21 protein-coding genes are annotated in these 20,482 nt (G+C 67.6%); 6 read left to right on the top strand and 15 right to left on the bottom strand.

Features of this window, described 5'->3' with window-relative positions; translation table 11 throughout:
• Window positions 1-46: 46 nt before the first annotated feature.
• The 5 genes from AC5Y4C_RS04780 to AC5Y4C_RS04760 all read right to left on the bottom strand — a co-directional run bounded on the left by AC5Y4C_RS04780 (window position 47) and on the right by AC5Y4C_RS04760 (window position 2,810).
• Entirely contained in the window at window positions 47-559 is a 513-nt protein-coding gene (locus AC5Y4C_RS04780) for a restriction endonuclease (RefSeq protein ID WP_499905082.1), read from the bottom strand.
• A 99-nt stretch (window positions 560-658) separates the two neighbouring features.
• On the bottom strand, window positions 659-784 hold the full coding sequence (locus AC5Y4C_RS04775) for a hypothetical protein (protein ID WP_499905085.1): 126 nt from the start codon (window positions 782-784) through the stop codon (window positions 659-661).
• Window positions 785-1,034: 250 nt separating this feature from the next.
• Entirely contained in the window at window positions 1,035-1,433 is a 399-nt protein-coding gene (locus AC5Y4C_RS04770) for a hypothetical protein (protein WP_499905089.1), read from the bottom strand.
• A gap of 105 nt (window positions 1,434-1,538) precedes the next feature.
• On the bottom strand, window positions 1,539-2,054 hold the full coding sequence (locus AC5Y4C_RS04765; RefSeq protein ID WP_499905093.1) for a DoxX family protein: 516 nt from the start codon (window positions 2,052-2,054) through the stop codon (window positions 1,539-1,541).
• Between the two features lie 102 nt (window positions 2,055-2,156).
• Window positions 2,157-2,810: a hypothetical protein gene (locus AC5Y4C_RS04760; protein WP_499961883.1), complete on the bottom strand. Its 654-nt coding sequence runs from the start codon at window positions 2,808-2,810 to the stop codon at window positions 2,157-2,159.
• Between the two features lie 138 nt (window positions 2,811-2,948).
• Here AC5Y4C_RS04760 and AC5Y4C_RS04755 point away from each other — a divergent pair, with 138 nt between their 5' ends.
• The 4 genes from AC5Y4C_RS04755 (at window position 2,949) to AC5Y4C_RS04740 (ending at window position 6,023) form a co-directional block, all read left to right on the top strand.
• Window positions 2,949-3,803: a polysaccharide deacetylase family protein gene (locus tag AC5Y4C_RS04755; RefSeq protein ID WP_499961884.1), complete on the top strand. Its 855-nt coding sequence runs from the start codon at window positions 2,949-2,951 to the stop codon at window positions 3,801-3,803.
• Between the two features lie 78 nt (window positions 3,804-3,881).
• Window positions 3,882-4,130, top strand: a complete 249-nt coding sequence (locus tag AC5Y4C_RS04750) for a hypothetical protein (protein ID WP_499905104.1) — start codon at window positions 3,882-3,884, stop codon at window positions 4,128-4,130.
• Complete coding sequence (locus AC5Y4C_RS04745) at window positions 4,127-4,726, top strand: phosphatase PAP2 family protein (RefSeq protein ID WP_499905106.1); 600 nt, start codon at window positions 4,127-4,129, stop codon at window positions 4,724-4,726. Before AC5Y4C_RS04750 ends, AC5Y4C_RS04745 begins: the two co-directional genes overlap by 4 nt.
• A 127-nt stretch (window positions 4,727-4,853) precedes the next feature.
• Complete coding sequence (locus tag AC5Y4C_RS04740; protein WP_499962054.1) at window positions 4,854-6,023, top strand: L,D-transpeptidase; 1,170 nt, start codon at window positions 4,854-4,856, stop codon at window positions 6,021-6,023.
• A 46-nt stretch (window positions 6,024-6,069) separates the two neighbouring features.
• Here the strand turns inward: AC5Y4C_RS04740 and AC5Y4C_RS04735 are convergent, their stop codons facing one another.
• Complete coding sequence (locus tag AC5Y4C_RS04735) at window positions 6,070-6,738, bottom strand: DedA family protein (protein ID WP_499961886.1); 669 nt, start codon at window positions 6,736-6,738, stop codon at window positions 6,070-6,072.
• Window positions 6,739-6,837: 99 nt separating this feature from the next.
• On the opposite strand from AC5Y4C_RS04735, the gene AC5Y4C_RS04730 reads away from it, so the two are divergent.
• Window positions 6,838-7,248 (top strand): pyridoxamine 5'-phosphate oxidase family protein, encoded by a 411-nt coding sequence (locus tag AC5Y4C_RS04730; protein WP_499905111.1) that lies wholly within the window; start codon window positions 6,838-6,840, stop codon window positions 7,246-7,248.
• A 21-nt stretch (window positions 7,249-7,269) separates the two neighbouring features.
• On the opposite strand, the gene AC5Y4C_RS04725 is transcribed toward AC5Y4C_RS04730, so the two are convergent.
• The 6 genes from AC5Y4C_RS04725 to AC5Y4C_RS04700 all read right to left on the bottom strand — a co-directional run bounded on the left by AC5Y4C_RS04725 (window position 7,270) and on the right by AC5Y4C_RS04700 (window position 14,393).
• Entirely contained in the window at window positions 7,270-8,334 is a 1,065-nt protein-coding gene (locus AC5Y4C_RS04725) for a sodium:calcium antiporter (RefSeq protein ID WP_499961887.1), read from the bottom strand.
• A 132-nt stretch (window positions 8,335-8,466) separates the two neighbouring features.
• Entirely contained in the window at window positions 8,467-10,425 is a 1,959-nt protein-coding gene (locus AC5Y4C_RS04720; protein WP_499961888.1) for an ArnT family glycosyltransferase, read from the bottom strand.
• Entirely contained in the window at window positions 10,422-11,711 is a 1,290-nt protein-coding gene (locus AC5Y4C_RS04715; protein ID WP_499962056.1) for a bifunctional glycosyltransferase family 2/GtrA family protein, read from the bottom strand. The genes AC5Y4C_RS04720 and AC5Y4C_RS04715 overlap by 4 nt, the downstream gene beginning before the upstream one ends.
• Window positions 11,712-11,798: 87 nt before the next feature.
• Window positions 11,799-12,470 (bottom strand): hypothetical protein, encoded by a 672-nt coding sequence (locus AC5Y4C_RS04710; protein WP_499905120.1) that lies wholly within the window; start codon window positions 12,468-12,470, stop codon window positions 11,799-11,801.
• 133 nt (window positions 12,471-12,603) lie between these two features.
• Window positions 12,604-13,038 (bottom strand): Hsp20/alpha crystallin family protein, encoded by a 435-nt coding sequence (locus AC5Y4C_RS04705; protein ID WP_499905123.1) that lies wholly within the window; start codon window positions 13,036-13,038, stop codon window positions 12,604-12,606.
• Window positions 13,039-13,151: 113 nt separating this feature from the next.
• Window positions 13,152-14,393 carry a DNA polymerase domain-containing protein gene (locus AC5Y4C_RS04700; RefSeq protein WP_499961889.1) on the bottom strand — a complete coding sequence of 414 codons (1,242 nt, stop codon included), beginning with the start codon at window positions 14,391-14,393 and terminating at the stop codon, window positions 13,152-13,154.
• Between the two features lie 55 nt (window positions 14,394-14,448).
• Between AC5Y4C_RS04700 and fadD2 the strand changes: the two genes are divergently transcribed.
• On the top strand, window positions 14,449-16,125 hold the full coding sequence (fadD2, locus tag AC5Y4C_RS04695; RefSeq protein ID WP_499905131.1) for a long-chain-fatty-acid--CoA ligase FadD2: 1,677 nt from the start codon (window positions 14,449-14,451) through the stop codon (window positions 16,123-16,125).
• A gap of 55 nt (window positions 16,126-16,180) precedes the next feature.
• Here fadD2 and AC5Y4C_RS04690 read toward each other — a convergent pair whose 3' ends face one another.
• From AC5Y4C_RS04690 to AC5Y4C_RS04680, 3 genes are read right to left on the bottom strand one after another with little or no spacing between them, the layout of a single operon-like run.
• Window positions 16,181-18,379 (bottom strand): acyl-CoA dehydrogenase family protein, encoded by a 2,199-nt coding sequence (locus tag AC5Y4C_RS04690; protein ID WP_499905135.1) that lies wholly within the window; start codon window positions 18,377-18,379, stop codon window positions 16,181-16,183.
• 43 nt (window positions 18,380-18,422) lie between these two features.
• The gene (locus AC5Y4C_RS04685; protein ID WP_499961891.1) at window positions 18,423-19,382 is read right to left on the bottom strand and encodes a 2-hydroxyacid dehydrogenase; all 960 of its coding nucleotides are present in this window, start codon (window positions 19,380-19,382) and stop codon (window positions 18,423-18,425) included.
• Window positions 19,358-20,482: an alpha/beta hydrolase gene (locus AC5Y4C_RS04680; protein ID WP_499961893.1), complete on the bottom strand. Its 1,125-nt coding sequence runs from the start codon at window positions 20,480-20,482 to the stop codon at window positions 19,358-19,360. The genes AC5Y4C_RS04685 and AC5Y4C_RS04680 overlap by 25 nt, the downstream gene beginning before the upstream one ends.

The following is a 20,482-nucleotide window of genomic DNA, read 5'->3' as shown; positions in this document are numbered from 1 at the left end:
CTCCACGGGTGCCGGGAACCCGCTGGGCCGACGCGTGACTCGGCGCTCACACGGGCAGAGTCCGCAGCCGCGACCGGCCCACCAGCTTGCACTGGTGCGTGCGCGCCAGCATGACCGCCGCCGGGGTGAACTCCTGGTTGGACACCACCATCGTGGACGTGCAGCGATGCAGCGCCGCGCCGGACACCACCTGCTGCACCGCCGCGGTGCCGACGGGGCGGTTGTGTCGTTTGCATTGAACGGCGATGCGCGTGCCGCCTTTTCGCGCGATGAGATCCACTCCGAAATCACCAGTGGTTCGCGTCTCTGACACGCGATACCCCGCGGATCTGAACTTGGCCGCCACGTACTTTTCGAATTCCAGACCGCTCATCGCATCGATGCGTCGCATACCCGACATCAGATAGAGGGCATCGCGCCAGCGCTTTGACACCAACCTGACCAGTACTGCCGCGAAAAGGAATAGGGCGACGAACATTGCTGCGCCCGAGAGCTTTCCGCTCGACCGGTAGCCGAATGCGAACGCAACGCAGCACGCGACCACCAACGCCTTCTTCACGCCGGCCAACGTATCCCGGGACACCGACAACCCACGGCGACGCTCCGCAATGCGCCGCCGTGGTTTTGAGGTCGATGACGGGCGAGATCTTGCCCGCGGCTACAACGGAATCCAGATCCCGAAGAACCAGATGCCCCACTGGCGCAAGCCGGGATCCCAGACCGGCTGCACTGGAAATCCGACGTAGTCGATCGGTGGCGGTGGTGGTCCCCATGGCGGCGGCACGGGGTCAGACCTATGGGACTCGATCAACCCCCGACCTCGGCGAATCTAGCTGTGCCAGTTAGGTATCAGCTGTGCGTGGTCTATGTCCAGGCTGTTCGACGCTGTGAATCTTCGAATCGGGTTGTGGGCCAACCGTCGTGGAGTCCGGAGGAAATTGCCAGGAACCGCCGCTAGCATCTGCCGGCGTGCCGCGATACCCGGAAAACGACGACTACTACTCTGAGCCCACGCAGGCCGCCCGATTCAGCGGTCACGACTCCGCGCCGCAAAACCCCATCCCGACACCGTGGTACCGCCGGCCGCCGGTACTCGTCGGCCTGGGGGCGGTCGTCGCGTTGGCTCTTGCGGCCGTGCTGGTCGCGATCGTTCGGCTCACTTCGACTTCCTCCCAATCCCCAACGCCCACAACCACTTCCGTCACTGCCAGCAGCACGCCGGTTACCACGTCGGCTGCAGCGCCGGCATATAGCGGCACCACCGCGACGACCGTCGTCACGCAGAACGGCACCGCGGTCACCGAGCCGACACCTAGCACCGACACCGCAACAACGACCGACACCACCACGACCAGCACGGCGCCGCCGAGCACCGACACCGCGACGACCACCACGGCTGCGCCGAGCGCCGAGACCAGTACCAGCACCGTCACTCAGACCGTGACGGTGGGACCGCATCTGCCGTTCTTCCCGCGCCCCACGGGGTAGGGCGAGCATCGGAAGCTGTTGACTGGCAGCCTTTCTGCGGATACCGCCCGCTATCGCGCTACTGACGCGGCACCGGCGTCATCTTCACGCACCCTTTCTCCGGCGTTGCCGAATCGGGCGTCGACGGAGTACGCACCGGCCCCGACGGCCAGCAGAAAAAGGCTGCCGCACAGCATCGCGAACTCCAGTCGGCCCTCGTGGAAGAAGTCCCACAGGCCGCGCTCGTGGGGATACAGCGCTGCTGCGCCCCACAGCAGCGGCACCTTGGTGATCAGCAGCGCACCGACCATGTCGACGATCATGGGCAGCACCGCCAGCCGGGTGAGCAGTCCGAGCAGAATAAGAACACCGCACCCGATCTCGAAACCGCCGTCCAGATAGGCGAAGAACGAGGCTGCGGGGATGTCCACCTTGGCGAAACGCCCGGGCCCCAGCGCGTCTGGGCGCAGAAACTTCAGGACACCTTCACCGGCGAAGACCACCCCGACATAGAGGCGTATCAGTGCTACTGCGCCGGGCCCACGGGTCGCGGTCAGGCGGGCGAGCGGACGCTCGTAGGCGTTCATCGGTGGCCTTTCGTGTCAGATCTGAGGCCGTCGACTCCGGCCCTGCAAGAGATAGCGGCCGCAGTTACACCCGCTGACCCGCGAATCACAAGCGGCCGCCGGTTAGTCGTCGAGTTCACCGAGCACTCGCCGTTCGATGCCGGCGCGGGTCTGAGCGGGCAACGCAACGAGCCCGTCGAGTTCCTTGTCGGCTCGGTCGTAGGCGCGCCTGCGCTCCTCCGGGGTCGCCGCCGGATCCGCCGCGAGCCGCAGCAACTGTTGCGCGCGCCCCAGCCGCTGCCGGTCGTCGGGCGCAAAGTCGCTTCGCCGCCGCCGGATCGCCTCCGACTCCGCCACCTCGAAGGCGGTCACGTAGTCGCGCACGGCGTCGCTGTACCGCTGCTGTGCTTCCGGATCGTCGAGGATGTCGTCGATGCCGTCGGGCCGGAGAAGTTGCGCACGCAGCTTTGCCTTGTGGAACGCGACCGTCAGCGGGTCGCGCATATCGGTCATCATCGGAAAGTCGAGAAGCTTGACGGCGTCCAGCTCGTAGCTCAGCCACCGGGCATCAGTGCGTTCGTGTTCCTTGACCACGCGCGCCAGCTCGCGCCGGTACATCGCCCGGCGCCGGTCGGCCGCCGAGGTGTCCGGCGTATCCACGGAATCGCCGCGACCGCGGTCGTCGCGTTCGCGCAGCGCCCGCATCACCGCAGCCACAGCCCCGGCGACGGGCAAGAGCACCCACCAGAACTCCAGCAGGCGGAACACCGCACCCACATCGCCAGCATGCCACCGACGGCGACGCGCAAGGTTCCAGCCGCTCCGGCCGGCCGGCCTGCCAGCCGATTCCCAGTCATTTCTGGCGGATTCGCAGAGTCAGCGAATGTGTCGCCACGGTGCTACCGTTTCGAGCCGATGAACCGCAGGGGCTTTCTGACCGGCTTAGCCGCTGCGCTCTTCTTACCGCCGTCATTGGCCACTGCCGCCGAGGTGCAGCGCTATCTGTTCGGCTCGCCCCCGCAACTGGCCGCGGCGAGCGCGCCGGCGGTGCCCGTGGCGCCTACGCAGGTTCTGCCCCCGGCGCCACCCGCAGCGGAGTCGCTGCTGCCGCCACCAGCGCCCGCGAGCCGCGTCGCGCTGCCGGCACGCGGCGTGCTGTCGGTCCTTCCCGGCGACGGCGACCTGCTCGCGTTGACCGTCGACGACGGAGTCAGCACCGAGGTGGTGCGCCGCTACACCGAATTCGCCCGTGACACCGGTGTGCGGCTGACCTACTTCGTCAACGGCATCTACCAGTCCTGGACCGACAACGCCCGGCTGCTGCGGCCGCTGGTGGAATCAGGCCATATCCAGTTGGGCAACCACACGTGGTCGCATCCCGATCTCACCACGCTGAGCTCCGCACGGATCGCCGACGAGATCAACCGCAACCATGCCTTTCTGAAGAACACGTTCGGCGTCGACGCGCGGCCTTACCTGCGGCCGCCCTACGGCCGGCACAACCGCGCTGTCGAGGCGGTCGCCGCCGACCTGGGCTACACGATCACCACCATGTGGTCGGGCTCGCTGGCCGATTCCACCGTGGTCACCGAGGACTTCATCCTGAAGATGGCCGAGACCTACTTCCGTCCGCAGAACATCGTGATCGGACACCTCAACCACATGCCGGTCACCGCTGTGTACGGAAAGCTGCTCGACGTCATCCGCAGCCGCCGCCTGCGCACCGTGACCTTCGATGACGTGTTCCTGCGCCCCCAAGAAACCAGGTGACCGGCGGCATGCCGAGGTTTGCTGTACCCGGACGGCGGGTACCTTCCGGCCGCAGCTAGCCACACACAGGAGGAGACCATGGCCGAGCCGGCCCGCAGAGTTGACGAGCCAGCGACCGAGGCGCTGAGCACCGTTGGGCTTCTTCTCAACATGGTCGCTGTGATCGCCTTCGCGCTGTTTCTGGCGGGGCTTGCCATGGCCGGTCCGTCGCTCGCGATATCGGCCGGTGCCGTGGCGCTGGTGAGCTTTGCCGGCAGCCTGATGGCCTTGGTCGCTGACAGCCGCCGAGTCGACGAGCAGGAGGTCGCCGCGGCGATGCGGCAATGACCCGGCTGTTGCTGTGGTGGCCGCCGGTCGCAGTGGCGGCAATGTTGCTTCTGGGCTGGGCGGTGGGCAAGCGGTCCACCGCAGTGGACGACTGGTTTCTGCACGATCTGCGTCGGGCGCTCGCGATCAGACCCGTTGCGCTGCTGGTGTTCACCGACTGGCCGTTCCTCGGCGCGGTGCTCGCGGCCTGCGCAGCGGTGGCGCTCTACCGGCGGCGGTGGCAGCTGGCGGCGGTGGTCACGGTGAGCCCGGTCGTGGCTATCATCGTCGTGCAGGTGCTCAAACGGCTTTTCGGCCGGCACAAGGGCGCCGCGCTGGCCTACCCGAGCGGGCACGTCACCCTGGTCATCGTGGTGACGGGCGCACTTCTGCTGGTCGCGGGTGCGCGATGGTGGGCGTTGACCGCGGCGCTCATCGCGAGCCTGCTCGGCGCGGCGGGTGTGGTGCTGTGCGGCTACCACTACGTCACCGACGCGATCGGTGCCGCCCTGTTGGGCACTGCACTGCTGTGCATCGCCGCGCGGCTCAGCGGCAGCAAGTCGACAGCCGATCCGCCGCACGAGCCGACTGCCGAACCACAGCCGAGATACCCTTGAAGCAAACGTCTTTCGCATTTCGCCTTCCAGGAACAGCTACCTCGTGATCAGAAACCACAGCCTGCGGGTCTTGGCCGTCGCCGCGGTCATCGTGATGTCGGCGACCTCGATCACGGTGGCGAGCGCGATGCTGCTGCGTTGCACGACGGACTGTTCTGCAACCGTCGGCGGGACCGCCGCCACGCCGTCGCCTGCGCCTGCGGTGATCACGATCACGCCGGGGCGCGACGCCCGCAACGTCGATCCCCTGGCACCCGTGAGCGTGAGCGCTGCCAACGGGACGCTGGTGAGCGTCCGGATGGTCAACGACGCCGGCAAGCCGATCGAGGGCATCATGACTCCGGACAGCACGACGTGGAAGCCTGCTGTGCCGCTGGGATATGGCCGCACATATACGATTACGGCCACCGGCCGCGGCGCCGGCGGGGTACCCAGCACCGTAGTGTCGACGTTCACCACGTTGACCCCGGGCAATCAGGCCAAGGTGTATCTCGACACCACGTCCGGTGCGGCGCTGCAAGACGGCGGTGTCTACGGGGTCGGAATCGTCGTGGTGGCGCACTTCGACGAACCGATCTCCGACCGCGCCGCCGCGGAGCGACGGCTGACCGTCACCACCTCACCTCCGGTGACCGGATCGTGGTATTGGGTCGACGACCAGAATGCCCACTGGCGCCCCGAGCACTACTACACGCCAGGCACGAAAGTCACTGTGGCTGCGAACATTTACGGCGCCGCGCTGGGCAACGGCCTCTACGGTCAAGAAGACGCCCACGTGTCGTTCTCCATCGGCGACGCGCACATCTCCGTCGCCGACGACAACACCAAGCAGGTCAGCGTTTACGAGAACGGCAAGCTGGTGCGCACCATGCCCACTTCGATGGGCATGGGCGGCACACAGCAGATCGGCGGCCGCACCCTGTCGTTCTGGACACCACCGGGGATCTACACCGTGCTGGACAAGGGCAACCCGGTGATCATGGACTCCTCGACATTCGGCCTGCCGATCAATTCGCGGCTCGGCTACCGCGAAACCATCAAGTACGCCACCCGCATCAGCATCGACGGCATCTACCTGCACGAGCTGGACAGCACCGTGTGGGCCCAAGGCAACACCGACACGTCACACGGCTGTCTGAACCTCAACGCCGACAACGCAATATGGTTCTACAACTTCTCTCGGCCCGGCGATGTGGTGGAGGTCCGCAACACCGGCGGACCTCCGCTGAGGATCGAGCAGAACGGCGACTGGACCGTTCCATGGGACCAGTGGCGCAAAGGCAGCGCCCTGCACTGACCGGTTAATAGCGCCGCGAAGCTCATGCGCTACAACCACATTCACGCTACGACGACGTTTGTCCGGGGCGCTTGAGCGTCTCCCAGTCGTGTTCGTTTTCCAGCTGCGCGATGCGTTCGGCGGTCCGCTCCCGGAGAAACCAGGTGAATCCGATTCCGCACACGATCCCGACGACCAAGGCTATCCAGGAGAACCGGGAGAGCCAGTGTTCGGCCGCCAGGCCCGCGAAATAGACGACAGCGGTTGTGCCGCCGGCCCAGCACACTGCGCCGGTGGCGTTGGCCGCCAGGAATCGTCGATAGGGCATGTGCAGCGCGCCGGCCAGCGGGCCGGCCAGGATGCGTAGCAGCGCGATGAATCGCCCGAAGAACACCGCCCACACACCCCAGCGCGCGAACAGATTCTTGGCCAGCGCCACATGCCCCGGGCCGAAATGTTTCGGGAAGCGATTTCCCATCCGTTCGAAAAGCGGCATGCCGAACCGGCGACCGATCGTGTAACCGATGGTGTCGCCGACGATCGCGCCGACGGTGGCGGCCGCGCCGACCGCGACCGGGTTGATGTCCAGTGTGTGTCGCGAGGCCAAAAACGCCGCGCTGACGAGCGTGATCTCCCCGGGCAGCGGGACGCCGAGACTTTCGACGCCGATGACGCCGCCGACGAGCAGATACACCGCAAGCGGCGGAATCGACTGCAGCAGCTCGGCGACATTCACGGTGCCTACAATGCCGCATCACGACGCGTTCGCAGTCGGTTACACCCCTAGACTGACGGCCATGACGTATGTCGCCCGCGCGATCTCGGTGCTCGGCTGATGGCTGACAACGACGACCCGGTCACCATCCTCTCAGTCAGCGAATGCTGGGAGCTGCTGGCCAGCGTGCCGCTGGGCCGCCTGGTCACCACCGTCGACGGGCGTGCGGAGATCTTCCCGGTGAACTTCGCCGTGCAAGACCGCACGGTGCTGTTCCGCACCGCCGAGGGCACCAAGCTGGTGAGCGCCGCGATCAACAACCAGGTGCTCTTCGAGGCCGACGATCACGGCCCGGCGCAAGGGTGGAGCGTGATCGTCAGAGGCACCGCCCGTACGGTGCGCGACGACGCGGACGTCGAGAAGGCCGACCAAGCACAGCTACAGAGTTGGACGGCAACCGAGAAGACGCATTATGTGCGTGTGTTGCCGACCGCGGTCACCGGCCGGCGGTTCCGGTTCAGCTCGAGCTGAAAGTCGCGCCCGAGCTGACCGTCAGTTCGTGATGAACGCCAGCCCGGCGATCCCGACGACGTAGAGCACCAGCACGGCGATCGAGTCCACGCCCATCCGCAGCCACTGCCGCTGCGGGCGAAAAACCAAGCCGCACATGTACACAACGGTGAGAAGACCGGCCAGCGCGGTGAGATAGATGTCGCTGTGATGTGCCAGCGGCAAGACGGCCGAGCCGGACAACAACGACGCCAACAGGAACAGCACCGGCAGAAAGGCGTTGCCGCCGAAGATGTCGCTGACCGCCAGCTTGTAGTCACCGAGACGGGTGGAGGCCAGACCGGTGGACAGTTCGGGCAACGCCGTGGCAGCGGCGAGGACGGTCGCGCCGAACACGACGCCCGACATGCCCCAGCGGCCGAACACCTCTTCACCGCTGCGTTCGATCAGCACACCGGCCACCAGCGTTGCGACCGCGGAAGCGGTGAATACCACCACCGCGCGACGAGTGCTCACCCCCTGCCGGGTGGCTTGATCCTCCTTGGTGGCCACCGAATGTCCGCGCGGATCGTCCTGGCTGCCCGGGGCGTGGCCGCTCTGGTGCCATGGCAGCCCCTGGTCGGCGCGGCGCACCAGCACCAGACCCACCACCCACAGAACGAGAATCAGCACCCCGCCGGGCGTCAGCCGCCACACCATCAGCGTGCGCGGCAACTGCGTCGACATCACCACGACCACCAGCATCGCCACCACCAGCGCGCCTTCCAAGACCAAGGTCAGCGACGCCGCCAAGTACGTCAGCGGCTTCCGCGGCCGCACCCCCGCGGCATCCAGGGCTACCAGAACCACGGTCTGAAGTGCGATGCCGCCCAAGATGTTTCCCACCGCGACGTCGAGCTGGTGGGCGAGCGACGCGCTCGCGGTGATCGCGATCTCGGGCAGGTTGGTCGCGATGGCCAGCAGAATCACTCCGCCCATTGCCGATCCGAGATGCCATCGCTGCGACAGCACGTCGGTCATGTCCGACAGCTTGATTCCCGCGAACCAGATGACGGCGGCGCACGCCACGAAGATCGCCAGCAGTGCAAGCGACGGCAACGACGTCACCCTGGCGCTCCTCGGTCCTGCTTCGGTTGTGGCCGCGGCCATACCGGGCCGTGCCTTCGGCATGCCCGACCCGCGCCGTTCTCAACCGCTGTGCCACAAGTTGCCAGCGAGTTGCCAGACTGGCGGGCCGGGCTACTTCGCCGGAGCCGTCAGGTCGTAATAGGTGACGCCGTCGGTGGTGACCGCGGTGAAGTGCTGCTTCACCCACGCCCCGATCTTGTCGGCTTCCGTTTCGCCGTCGCGTCGTTGCGGTCCGTCGCCTTCCCCCGGTCCGGGCATGCGGCCCTCGAGGTAGTAGTGGATCTGCCGGGCGGCGACGTACTGCTGGAACTGGGCCAGCGTGGGCGACGGGTCCCGGCCCATGAAGCCGCCGATCGGCATCACCGGTTCGCGGGTGGCGAGCTGATAACCGGCTGCCGAGTTGGCGCCGTCGGTCGCCGCCACCCATCGGTACCCGGTGTCGCGAGACAGCAGCGCCACCACCGCAGCACTGACTTGTTCACCCCGTCCGCCGGGGCGGCCTTCTGGTCCGCGCATCCCGGCTGGGCCGGGGCCGCCGAAGCCGCGCGATCCCTGCACCGACGGACCAGCCGTCACGACGCCACCGCTGTGCGACGAACTGACCGTCTGAACGCAATAGGCGAGCGGGCCCGCCACCGCCGCGACCGCCGCGACCGCCGCCGCCCACCGCGCTATTCGGCCAGATGACCGGCCGCGCCCGCGAATCACACTGAGGGCCAACACAATCGAGGCGGAGGCACCGGCTGCCAGCACGGCCCACCGCAACGGGGGCACGAAAGCGGGCGATCGGGACAGCAAGACCCACGACCACACGGCGGTCAGCGCCGCTGTACCGGCGAGAACCCAAGCAGACCAACGATTTTCGCGATGCGCCCACAGGTCGATCAGTCCGATTCCCACCAGCGCGGCAATCGCCGGTGCCAGCTCGACGGTGTAGTAGTCGTGGAACATCCCGGACATGAAGCTCAACACCGCGCCTGCGCCCACCAGCCAAGCGCCCCACATCAGGTACTGCGCGCGGCGTTGGTCGGTACGAGAAGCGCGCCCGCACAGCACGAGTCCCGCGGCCACGAAGATCAGCGCCGCCGGCAGCAGCCAGGAGATCTGACCGCCGGCCGCGCCGCTGAAGAGACGGGTCAGTCCGGCCGACGAACCGAAGGCGCCATGGCCCGACGGTGGACCGCCGGGACCGCCGGGCGGTGCAGCGCCGGGCATGCCGTGTCCGCGGCCCAGCAGCCGGGACAGGCCGTTGTAGCCCAGCGTCAGGTTCAGGAAGCTGTTGTCGGTCGAACCTCCGATGTACGGGCGATCCGAGGCCGGCGTCATCGACACCAGCAGCACCCACCACCCGGCGCTGACGACCATCGCGAGCAGCCCGGCGCCCAGTTGCAGCAGCCGCACCCGCAGCCGGGGCGGCCCGGCCACCAGATAGGCGAGCGCGAAGGCGGGCACCACCAACATCACTTGCAGCTGCTTGGTCAAAAAGCCCAGACCGACGAGAGCACCGCACAGCACCAGCCAACGGGTGCGGCCGTCGGATACCGCGCGCATCAGCGCCCACGCCGACGCGATCGTCAGGAAGACCAGCAGCGCGTCGGGGTTGTTGTAGCGGAACATCAGCGTCGCGACAGGTGTGAGCGCCAGCGCGGCCCCGGCGATCAGGCCGGCCGCCGGACCGAAATTCCGTTTGACGATCGCATACAGCAACGCGACCGACGCCACTCCCAAGAGCACTTCCGGCAGCAGCATCGACCAGCTGTTGAGTCCGAAGATGCGGCCGCTGATCTCCATGGGCCACAGCGATGCCGGCGGCTTGTCGACGGTGATCGAGTTGCCGGCGTCAGACGACCCGAACAGGAACGCCTTCCAGCTCTTGGTGCCCGCTTGCACCGCGGCCGCGTAGAACGCGTTCGCCCAGCCCATGCGGCCCAGGCCGATGCACCAGAACCCGCCAGTCGCGACGAGCAGCGCCGCCAGCGCCGGCGTCGCCCAGCGCGGATTCGCCGGCGCGGCGTCGACCGCAGGAGGGGTGTCGAGGGTTCGGTCGGGGGTCAGCGCGGTGGCGGTCATGCAGATCGCTCCTGGGTGGCGGCGGACGGTGATCGGCGGCGCGGATGAAACACCCAGCCGCGCAACAGCACGAACCGCACGACGGTGGCCACGAGGTTCGCGACGACCACGGCGGCCAACTCGACATTGCGGGAGGGGTCGCCCGCAGCCTGCAGCGCGGCGAGCGCGCCGCTGGTGATCGCCAGCGCGATGCCGAACACGATCAGCCCCTCGACGTGGTGGCGACCGGCATTGCCGCGCCCGCGGACCCCGAAGGTGAACCGCCGGTTGGCTGCCGTGTTGGCCACGGCCGTCACGAGCAGCGCGATCAGGTTCGCAGCCTGCGCGCCCATCGCGGCGTGCAGCGCGGTGAACAGCACCACATACGCGATGGTGCTGGCCACGCCGACCGCGCAGAACCTGACTGCCTGTCGCAGTAGCGATTCCGGTGGCGCCGAGTGTGCCGAACCCAGCTGCGCAGCGATCTCGGCGATCGGGATCGCCCCGGTGGCAAAGCCTTTCGCCAGCCGAGCGACACCTTTGAGGTCCGCCGCGGCGGTGGCCAGGATGTCCACGCGGCTGTCGGGGTCGTCGACCCAGTCCACAGGAACCTCGTGGATCCGCAGCCCGGCGCGTTCGGCGAGCACCAGCAGCTCGGTGTCGAAGAACCAGCCGGTGTCGACCACATGGGGCAGCAGCTCACGCGCCACGTCGGCGCGAATCGCCTTGAACCCGCACTGGGCGTCCGAAAACTTCGCCGCCAGAGTCGATTTGAGGATGAGGTTGTAGCAGCGGGAGATCACCTCCCGCTTGGCGCCGCGGACCACACGCGAGCCGCGGCTCAGCCGTGTGCCGATCGCGACATCGGAGTGACCCGAAATCAGCGGCGCGACAAGCGGCGCCAACGCGGTCAGGTCGGTGGACAGGTCGACGTCCATGTAGGCCAGCACCGGCGCGTCGGACGTAGACCACACATGGTGCAGCGCCCGGCCACGCCCCTTCTGCTCGAGCCGGACCACGCGCACGTCGTCGAGTTCGGCGGCCAGCTGGGCTGCGATCCGCGGCGTCGCGTCGACGCTGGCGTTGTCGGCGATCGTGATGCGCACGGGGATGCGGAAGTGCTCGTGCAGGTATCGGTGCAGCCGGCGGATCGAGCCGGCCAGCGCCGCCTGTTCGTTGAACACCGGCACCACCACATCGAGCACGGGAGTGCCGGCCGCGCGAGCGAGTTGCACGGCGTCGGGCCGCGACGCGAAGACCCGACGACTCTGATCCACCGGATCGGCGGGCATCGGCAAGAGATCCATCACGGTGTCCGTCATGGCTCTCATCGTCAGTGCCGACGGTGGGTGCAGCGTGGGGGATGGCTATGCGTCAGCTGTGAAAACAGCGGCTCACGACGTCGACCGGTACAGCTGTACCAGAGCCCCGTAACCGCAGACTTCGGCGAATGCCAGTTCGCCCTCGCGGTCGGGCTCTTCGAGTTCGTGCATCCATTGCCGTAGCAATGCGCTGCCCGCGTGGTGCAGCTCGGCGTCGGTGTCGCTCTGCGCGGACAGCAGTTCCAGCCGGTGCAGGTATCGGTCGGCGACCGCCAATCGGTGCACTTCGGTCACGAGGTCGACGGCCTCGCCGGCCCATACCCTGATCACCCGGCGGTACGCGGTGAGCTGGTCCACCGGCAGTCCCGCGGACCGCAGCTCGTCGCGGGCGTCAGCCAGGGTGGCCAGCACGTCGCGGCGGCGAGACTTCAGGGCTTCGCGTGCCAGCCTCAGTTCGGCCTCGAATTGTGCGTCGGGCATCGGCGCCGACGGTTCGGTGGCCGGCGCAAAGATCGCGGGGGCGACGTCGATCTTGGCCCACTCGCCGAAGCTTCCCGCCCAGATCCCGAATTCGCCTGCTATGACGTTCAATTCAGCGCGATGCCGATCGAGATGCGCAGCGAACTCGCCCCGGTCCTGGGCGGCCATCAGGCGCGCCGCCTTGACGACCTCACCGGTCAGTGCTCGGTGGGAGGTCACGATGGCCAGCAGCCTGTCGCGTCCCCGATCGTGTCGCCGGTTCACGTGTCGATCCTGCCAGGCGCTCGGAGGAGCATGCGCTGGGTCTGCGCACAAGGGCGCCGCAGCGTGAGTGACGGTCCCATACGGGCGCGGTCACGGCTGCGGCGCGGACTGTGTGATCGAGTTCGGGCCATCGTCAGGCGTTGATGGCCTTCTTCTCGCCGGCCTCGATGGAGATCTTGCGCGGCTTGGCTTGCTCGGCCACCGGGATGGTCAGCCGCAGCACCCCATCGGTGTACTCAGCGGCGACATGGTCTGCGTCGAGGTTGTTGCCAAGGTAGATCTGCCTGCTGAACACGCCATGCGGGCGTTCGGCGACCAACCAGTTCCGGCCGTCGGTGTTCTGGGGCCGCTCGGCACGGACGGTGAGCACGTTGTTGTCGACGGTCACGTCGACCGATTGGGCGTCGATACCCGGCAGGTCGAGTTCGACGACGAACTTGCCGTCCTCACCCCATGCGTCCATGGGCAGCACCGCCGGTCGGCCCGGAGCGCCCAGCGAACCCCACACCTGCTGCGTCAAGCGGTCGATATCGCGGAAGAACGGATCGAACCAGAGCATGGTGTTCACCTCCTTTGCCGAACTCGTCGGATGTCTTTTTCTGCCACAAAAAACGACTGCGACTGCGATCGTATTTCCGTCCGCGCCCCGAGTGGACAGGCGAAATGGGTTCGGTCCCAACGTCATCCGCGCAGCCACTGCGGCCCCGAGTAGCCCTCCCATGGGTTGTAGTCGGCCAACAGCTCTTCTTGCGGCGGCCGCTGCGCTGGCGGCACATGCTGCAGGTTGATCCTGACGCGGTACCAGATCGAGCTGGGTCCGCGCATGCCGTCGACGAGCACGTCGGGCGGCTGCAGTCGCGCGGCCGCCTCGGGATGCCGGGACCGCCAGGTCTCCAGTGCGGCCAACGCCTCGTCCTTGGTCTTCGTCCGCGCCACCTCGATCAGCGGCATCGTCGAGCGGCGGCGACCGGAGCCGCCCGTGGTCTTCGGTGGCTTCTCCGCGGGACCCAGCCTCTGCCCCAACTCCAGTAGCCCCTCCAAAGAGCCTGTGGTGGCGTCCATTTCGGCCCACGGATCGCCGATGTCGGCGAACCGCGCCGGAACCGTGTCCATCGTGAACGCCTCAGGGCGGAACGTGGGCACCTCGTCCCAGTACAGCGGCGTCGACACCCTTGCGTCGGGCGTGGCGCGCACCGAGTACGCCGAGGCGGTCGTGCGGTCTTTGGCGTTCTGGTTGAAGTCGACGAACACGCCTTGGCGTTCCTCTTTCCACCACCGGCTGGTGGCCAAATCCGGTGCCCGCCGCTCGACTTCGCGGGCGACGGCTTCGGCGGCAAGGCGCACCTGCCGGTACGGCCAGTGCGGCGCGATCCGGGCGTAGACGTGGAATCCGCGTGAGCCGGACGTCTTCGGCCAGCCTGTCAGGCCGTGGTCGGCCAGCACCTCGCGGACCACGAGCGCAACGTCGACGATCTGCTGCCACGTCACGCCCGGCACAGGGTCCAGGTCGATGCGCAACTCGTCGGGGTGCTCGAGGTCACCGGAGCGCACCGGATGCGGGTTGAGGTCCACGCAGCTCAGGTTGACCGCCCATGCCAGGCCGGCGGCGTCGTGGATCACCGCTTCTTTGGCCGACGTGCCCGAGGCGTACTTGAGCTCCGCGACGTCGACCCAATCCGGCCGATTCTGCGGAGCCCTCTTCTGGAAGATCGCCTCTTCGGTGAGCCCCTTGACGAAGCGCTTGAGAATCATCGGCCGGTCGGCGACGCCGCGCAGGGCGCCGTCGGCCACGGACAGGTAATAGCTGATGAGGTCGAGCTTGGTGCGGGCCGGATGGCCGTCGGTGGGCGGGAAGACGACCTTGTCCGGATGCGTGATGTCGACTCGGCGGCCGGCCACCTCCAACGTCATCGGGCCGGCCATACCGCCATCGTAAGTTCGATCCCGCCGTGAGATGCCGGTCACATAGGGTATGCGCATGGTTTCTCTCAACCCCGTCGAACTGGCGACGCAAGCGGCCGCGAAGGCCAAGCAGTACGCCGAGCGTGGCGCGGCCGAATTGCATTACGTCCGAAAAATGTTCGAGGCCGGCGCGCTGAAGCTCGAGTCGCCGCAAATGGTTGCCGCGATGGCCGCCGACATCGCGCGGTGGGGTGAGATCGGGATGATCCCGTCGGTCAATGCCCGCCGCGCGCCGCACCGCGTCGCAGTGATCGACGACGAGGGCACCATGACGTTCAAGGAGCTCGACGACGCCGTCAACGCGGTGGCCAACGAGATGGTCGCGATGGGTGTTCAGGGCGGCAACGGGGTGGCGATTCTCGCCCGCAACCACCGCTGGTTTCTGGTCGCGAACTACGCCTGCGCGCGGGTGGGCGCGCGCACGATCCTGCTCAACACCGATTTCTCCGGCCGCCAGATCGCCGAGGTCGCCGACCGTGAGGGCGCCCGACTGCTCATCTACGACGACGAATACACGCAGGCCGTGTCGGAGGCGAACTTCGAACTCGGCAAGCTGCGGGCGCTCGGGCACAACCCCGATCGGGACGAGCCGTCCGGCAGCACGGACAAGGCCTTGGCCGATGTGGTCGCGGGCGGGAACACAGCACCCGCTCCGAAACCGTCGAAAACCGCGTCGCTGGTGATCTTGACCAGCGGCACCACCGGCACGCCGAAAGGCGCCACGCGGCACACCCCGCCCACCTTGGCGCCGATCGGCGGGATCCTCTCGCATGTGCCGTTCAAGGCGGGTGAGGTGACGGCGCTGCCGTCACCGATGTTCCACGCGCTCGGCTATCTGCATGCGACGATCGCGATGACACTTGGCTCCACGCTGGTGCTGCGCCGCAAGTTCCGCCCGCTCACGGTGATCGAGGACATCGAAAAGTACCGTGCCACAGCACTTGTCGTGGTGCCCGTGATGCTGTCGCGCATACTCGACGCGCTCGACAGCGCCGAGCGCAGCTACGACTTGTCGTCGCTGCGCATCGTGTTCGTCTCCGGTTCGCAGCTGGGCGCCGAGCTGGCCACGCGCGCCACCAAGCGGCTGGGACCGGTGATCTACAACCTCTACGGGTCCACCGAGGTCGCGTTCGCCACGATCGCGCGGCCGCAAGACCTCGACATCAACCCGGCGACGGTGGGGCCCGTGGTCAAGGGCGCGAAGGTCAAGATTCTCGACGACCAGGGCAATGAAGTGCCGCAAGGACAAGTGGGCCGCATCTTCGTCGGCAACTTCATGCCGTTCGAGGGATACACCGGCGGCGGGGGAAAGCAGATCATCGACGGGCTGCTGTCATCGGGCGACGTCGGCTACTTCGACGACAACGGGCTGCTGTATGTGACCGGACGCGACGACGAGATGATCGTCTCCGGCGGCGAAAACGTGTTCCCGGCTGAGGTCGAAGATCTAATCAGCGGCCACCCGGACGTCGTCGAGGCGACCGCGCTGGGCGTCGAGGACCCGGAGTGGGGCGCGCGCTTGCGGGCTTTCGTCGTGAAGCGGAAGGGTTCGAGCATCGACGAGGACGCGATCAAGAAATACGTGCGCGAGCATCTGGCTCGCTACAAGGTGCCGCGCGAGGTGGTGTTCCTCGACGAGTTGCCGCGCAACCCGACGGGCAAGATCCTCAAACGCGAACTCCGCAAGCTGTGATTTCGGTGCGTTTACCGGCGCTCAGCGCACGTAAACGCACCGAAATCGCAAGGGGTTAGGGGTCGCGGGGCAGGCCCAGCAGCCGCTCGGCGATGATGTTCAGCTGCACCTCCGAGGTACCGCCGTAAATCGTGGTGGCACGGCTGGCCAGCAGGTACTGCACCCACTTGCCCTGCAACGTGTCGGGGTCGCCGATCGCGCCGTCGGTGCCGAACGACGACACCCCGAATTCGGCGTAGCCCTGAGTGGTGCGCATCGACAGCAGCTTGGACACCGCGGCCGCGGGCATCGGGTCGAATCCGGCGATCGTCAACAGCGTGGAGCGCAGATTCAGCACTTTGGCCGCATGGCCCTCAGCGATCAGCCGGCCCGCCCGGTTCTGTGCCACCTGGTCGAAATGGCCGTCGCGCAAGAACTCCACCAGGCCATTGAGGTTGGCCAAGAACGGCGCCTCGCTGCTTCCGATCGAAACCCGTTCTGCCGTAAGGGTATTGCGGCTGACTTCCCAGCCGCGGTTCACCTCGCCCAGCACCAGGTCGTCGGGGACGAACACGTCGTCGATGAACACCGTGTTGAACATCGCGTTGCCGGTCAGCTCACGCAGCGGCTTGACTTCCACGCCGTCGCTGGACATGTCGAGCAGGAAGTACGTGATCCCGTTGTGCTTGGGCGCGCTGGGGTCGGTGCGGGCCAGCAGCGCACCCCACTGCGAGTACTGCGCGGCCGTCGTCCAGATCTTCTGGCCGGTGATGCGCCAGCCGCCGTCGACTTTGGTGGCCTTCGTCGTCAGGCTCGCCAGGTCCGAACCGGCTCCCGGCTCGGAAAACAGTTGGCACCAGATCAATTCGCCGCGGAACGTCGGCGGCAGGAAGCGCTGCTTCTGCTCTTCGGTGCCGAACGCGACGATCGACGGCACCAGCCACGCCGCGATGCCGAGGTTCGGCCGCTTGACCCGACCGGCCTCGAACTCCTGCTGGATGATGATCTGCTCGACGGGCCCCGCCGAGCGGCCCCACGGCTTGGGCAAGTGGGGTGACACCCAGCCGCCTTCGGCAATTGCGGCGGTGCGCTGCTCCCGCGGAAGTGCTTTGAGCGCAGCCACTTCCGCGCGGATCTCGTCGCGGAGCTTCTCGGTCTCCGGGTCGAGGTCGATGTTGAGTTTGCGCATCCCGGTGCTGGTCGCGGTGTCGACAACCAGCTGCGGGTAGTCCGAGATTCGGCCGAACGCGGCGATGATGCCGAGCGCCCGCCGGTAGTACACGTTGGTGTCGTGCTCCCAGGTGAATCCGATGCCGCCGTGCACCTGGATGCAGTCCTGGGCGCAGCGCTGCGCGGCCGACGGTGCCAGGGTCGCGGCCACGGCGGCCGCGAATTCCGCCGCGGCCTCCGGGTTTTCGATGCCCTCGTCGATCGCCCGGGCGGCGTCCCACACCGCCGCGACGGCCCGCTCGGTGTCGGCGGCCATTTCCGCGCATTTGTGCTTGACGCCTTGGAACTGCCCGATGGGCCGGCCGAACTGCTCGCGGATCTTCGCGTATGCCGCCGCGGTGTCGGTGGCCCAGCGTGCCACGCCGACGGCCTCGGCCGACAGCAGCGTGGTCACCAGCGTGCGTGCGCTGGCCACGTTGAGATTGCTGAGGACGCGGTCGGCGGGCACTTCGACGGCGTTGGCCCGTACGTGCGCCACCGGCCGAAGCGGGTCGACGCTTTGCACCGGTTCGATCTCCAGCGCGTCCGCATCGATCACCACCCATTCGGTGCCGCTGGTCTCCGGGTCGAGGCCGGCAACCGGCAGCACCAGCAGCGAGGCCTGCGCGGCCGACGGCACCGAGCGGGCCTCACCGCGAACCACCAACGAGTCGCCCTGTCGGGTCGCGGTCAGCGACGACTCCAGTGCGTAGGCCGCGATCGCCGCGCCGGACGCCAGGTCGCCGAGCACCTTCGCGTGCGGGTCGTGCGCGGCGATCAGCGCGCTGGCGATCACCGACGGCACGAACGGCCCTGGCACAGCGCCGCGACCGAATTCTGCGATCACAATCGCGAGCTCCAGGATGCCGAAGCCCTGCCCACCCACGGACTCGTCGAGATGCACGCTGTGCAGGCCCTGGTCGGCTGCGGCCTTCCAGTACGGCGGCGGGTTGGGGATCGGTGTTTCCAGCGCCTCGTGCAGCACCTCCGACGGCGCCACCCGTTCGACCAGCGCGCGCACGGATTCGGCGAGGTCCTTGTGTTCGGTCGTGATTGCCAGAGGCATGGGGTGCGCCTTCCATCGAATAACCGGTGGGTTGGGTCTGAGATTACTCGTTGACGACGTTGTTCAGCGGGCGCCCGTCCCGCAGCCGCGCGCAATTCTCGACGCCCTCGACGAGGTAGCGCCGCATCGTGTCGGCGGTGTACCAGGTGACGTGCGGCGTCAGCACCACGTTGTCGAGGCGCAGCAGCGGGTTGTCGGCGGCGACGGGTTCGACGGCGAACACGTCCAGGCCTGCGCCGGCGAGCCGGCCGGTAGTCAGCGCCTCGACCAACGCGGCTTCGTCGACGATCGGCCCCCGCGAGGTGTTCACCAGCACCGCGTCGTTCCTCATCGCCCCGAGCGCGCCGCTGCCGAGCAGTCCAGCGCTCGCGTCGGTGAGCGGCAGGTGCAGCGACACGATGTCGCTGTCGGCCAGCAGCGCTGGCAGCGGGCGCCAGCTGGCTATGCCGTCGTCGCCGGTGCTGGTGTGCAGCACCGTGGCTCCCATCGCGGCGACGATCGCCTCCACGCGGCGCGCAATGTTTCCGTAGCCGACGAGCCCGACCGTGCAACTGCCGATGTCGCGGACGGTTTCTCCCAGGGACGGGTCCGTCGGCCAGCCCGCGCCGGCTCGGGTCACCCGGTCCAATTCGACCAGCCGGCGCAGGGTCGCGAGCATCAGCAGCACTGCGCCTTCGGCGACCGACGGCGCGTTGGCGCCGGGCATGTTGGCGACCGCGATGCCCAGCGAGCTCGCCGCGGCCACGTCGATGGTGTTCACGCCTGCGCCCAGCTTGTGGACCAGCCGCAACCGCTTGCCCTTCGCGAGATCAGATCCGGACAGCGGCCGCAGCACATGCCAGATCACCTCTGCCTGGGGCAGCTCGCGATAGAAGGTGGCGTCGTCGTCCTCGGCGCAATAGCGGACGTCGAGCCAATCCGCTTGGTGTTGAAGGAAGTTCAGCACCTTGGGCCCGGGGGTGAAGTGGGCCAGGACTCTTACCGCCACCGTTTGGCGATCCACTTGGCGATGGTATCCGCCTGCTCGCTGCGCGCCCCGGGCGTGGTGAAGTAGTGGTCGCTGTCGATGGAGACCGACGTTTTGTCGCTGCTGCCCAGAGCGTTGTAGATGCGCTGCGCGTCGGACGGGAACACCCCGGTGTCCTGCTCTGCGTTGATCACCAGGGCCGGGCAGGTCATGCGGGCCAGATGCGGCTCGGCTCGCGTCTGTGCGTGGCGCAGGCTCCACATGCCCAGCCAGTTGCGCAGAGTGCAGGCAGCGGCGATGCCGTGCGCTGAACGGTTGGCCTTCGCAGGCACCCCGGCATAGCACATGTTCGGTGGCCGCTTGGTGGGCTCCAGTGTGGGGTCCACCATCCGCGGATCCGCCCAGGTGCGCATCACGGTGAACGGCCGGTCCGAAAACCCCGCCGCGCGAACCCGTTCGAATTCGGCTTCGACCCAGTCGGTGATCGCGTGATTGCGTGCTTGCTGCGCGGCACGGTAACGCTCGACGAACTCGGGTGAGAACGGCGGGCCGTTACGTTCGTCGAAGATGTCGAGACTGGAATTTGTTGCCACAGCATCGTTTTCGTCGACTACCGAGCCGTCCATCCATGCGGTCAGCACATCGGGGCGGCCGGGATGCGCGGCGCTGGCGACGTACCCGTCGGCGGCTGGCAGCTCGTTCACCCCGGCTGCGGGCCGCATTCCGGCCACCGGCGCCACGTTCGGTTCGGTGGCCTGCGACTGGTATGCCGCCATCAAAGAGCCACCGCCCGAATTGCCAAGCAGTATCACGGTTTCGACACCCTGGACGTCGCGCAACCAACGCACGCCGACCCCGGTGTCCACCAGGGCGTGGTCGAGCAGGAAGCTGCTTTCGAAGCCGCGAAATCGGGTGTTCCAGCCGAGGAAGCCGACGCCGCGCGTGGCCATGTAGTCGGCAAGGTAGTGCTCGGAGAAGTCGATCTGGTAATGCGTGGCGATCATCGCCACCTTCGGTTTGCGGCCCACGCCACGGTGATACAAGCCTTGGCACGGGTGCCCGCCGGCGCCGGCTCGCCGTGCGGTCGGCGACGTCAGGCCCACGAACTCGCGGATCACCCCCGGTGTCGGCGACAT

The organism is Mycobacterium sp. NGS35, from assembly GCF_059812855.1.
Note: the sequence above shows the minus strand (reverse complement) of the source record. Positions and strands in the feature narration are given on the sequence as shown.

Bases quoted from the DNA above. Each gene is read 5' to 3' on its own strand.
- AC5Y4C_RS04765 (WP_499905093.1), bottom strand. From the start codon at position 2,054: ATGAACGCCTACGAGCGTCCGCTCGCCCGCCTGACCGCGACCCGTGGG.
- AC5Y4C_RS04755 (WP_499961884.1), top strand. From the start codon at position 2,949: ATGAACCGCAGGGGCTTTCTGACCGGCTTAGCCGCTGCGCTCTTCTTA.
- AC5Y4C_RS04750 (WP_499905104.1), top strand. From the start codon at position 3,882: ATGGCCGAGCCGGCCCGCAGAGTTGACGAGCCAGCGACCGAGGCGCTG.
- AC5Y4C_RS04745 (WP_499905106.1), top strand. From the start codon at position 4,127: ATGACCCGGCTGTTGCTGTGGTGGCCGCCGGTCGCAGTGGCGGCAATG.
- AC5Y4C_RS04740 (WP_499962054.1), top strand. From the start codon at position 4,854: ATGCTGCTGCGTTGCACGACGGACTGTTCTGCAACCGTCGGCGGGACC.
- AC5Y4C_RS04730 (WP_499905111.1), top strand. From the start codon at position 6,838: ATGGCTGACAACGACGACCCGGTCACCATCCTCTCAGTCAGCGAATGC.
- AC5Y4C_RS04720 (WP_499961888.1), bottom strand. From the start codon at position 10,425: ATGACCGCCACCGCGCTGACCCCCGACCGAACCCTCGACACCCCTCCT.
- AC5Y4C_RS04715 (WP_499962056.1), bottom strand. From the start codon at position 11,711: ATGGATCTCTTGCCGATGCCCGCCGATCCGGTGGATCAGAGTCGTCGG.
- AC5Y4C_RS04700 (WP_499961889.1), bottom strand. From the start codon at position 14,393: ATGGCCGGCCCGATGACGTTGGAGGTGGCCGGCCGCCGAGTCGACATC.
- fadD2 (WP_499905131.1), top strand. From the start codon at position 14,449: ATGGTTTCTCTCAACCCCGTCGAACTGGCGACGCAAGCGGCCGCGAAG.
- AC5Y4C_RS04690 (WP_499905135.1), bottom strand. From the start codon at position 18,379: ATGCCTCTGGCAATCACGACCGAACACAAGGACCTCGCCGAATCCGTG.
- AC5Y4C_RS04680 (WP_499961893.1), bottom strand. From the start codon at position 20,482: ATGTCGCCGACACCGGGGGTGATCCGCGAGTTCGTGGGCCTGACGTCG.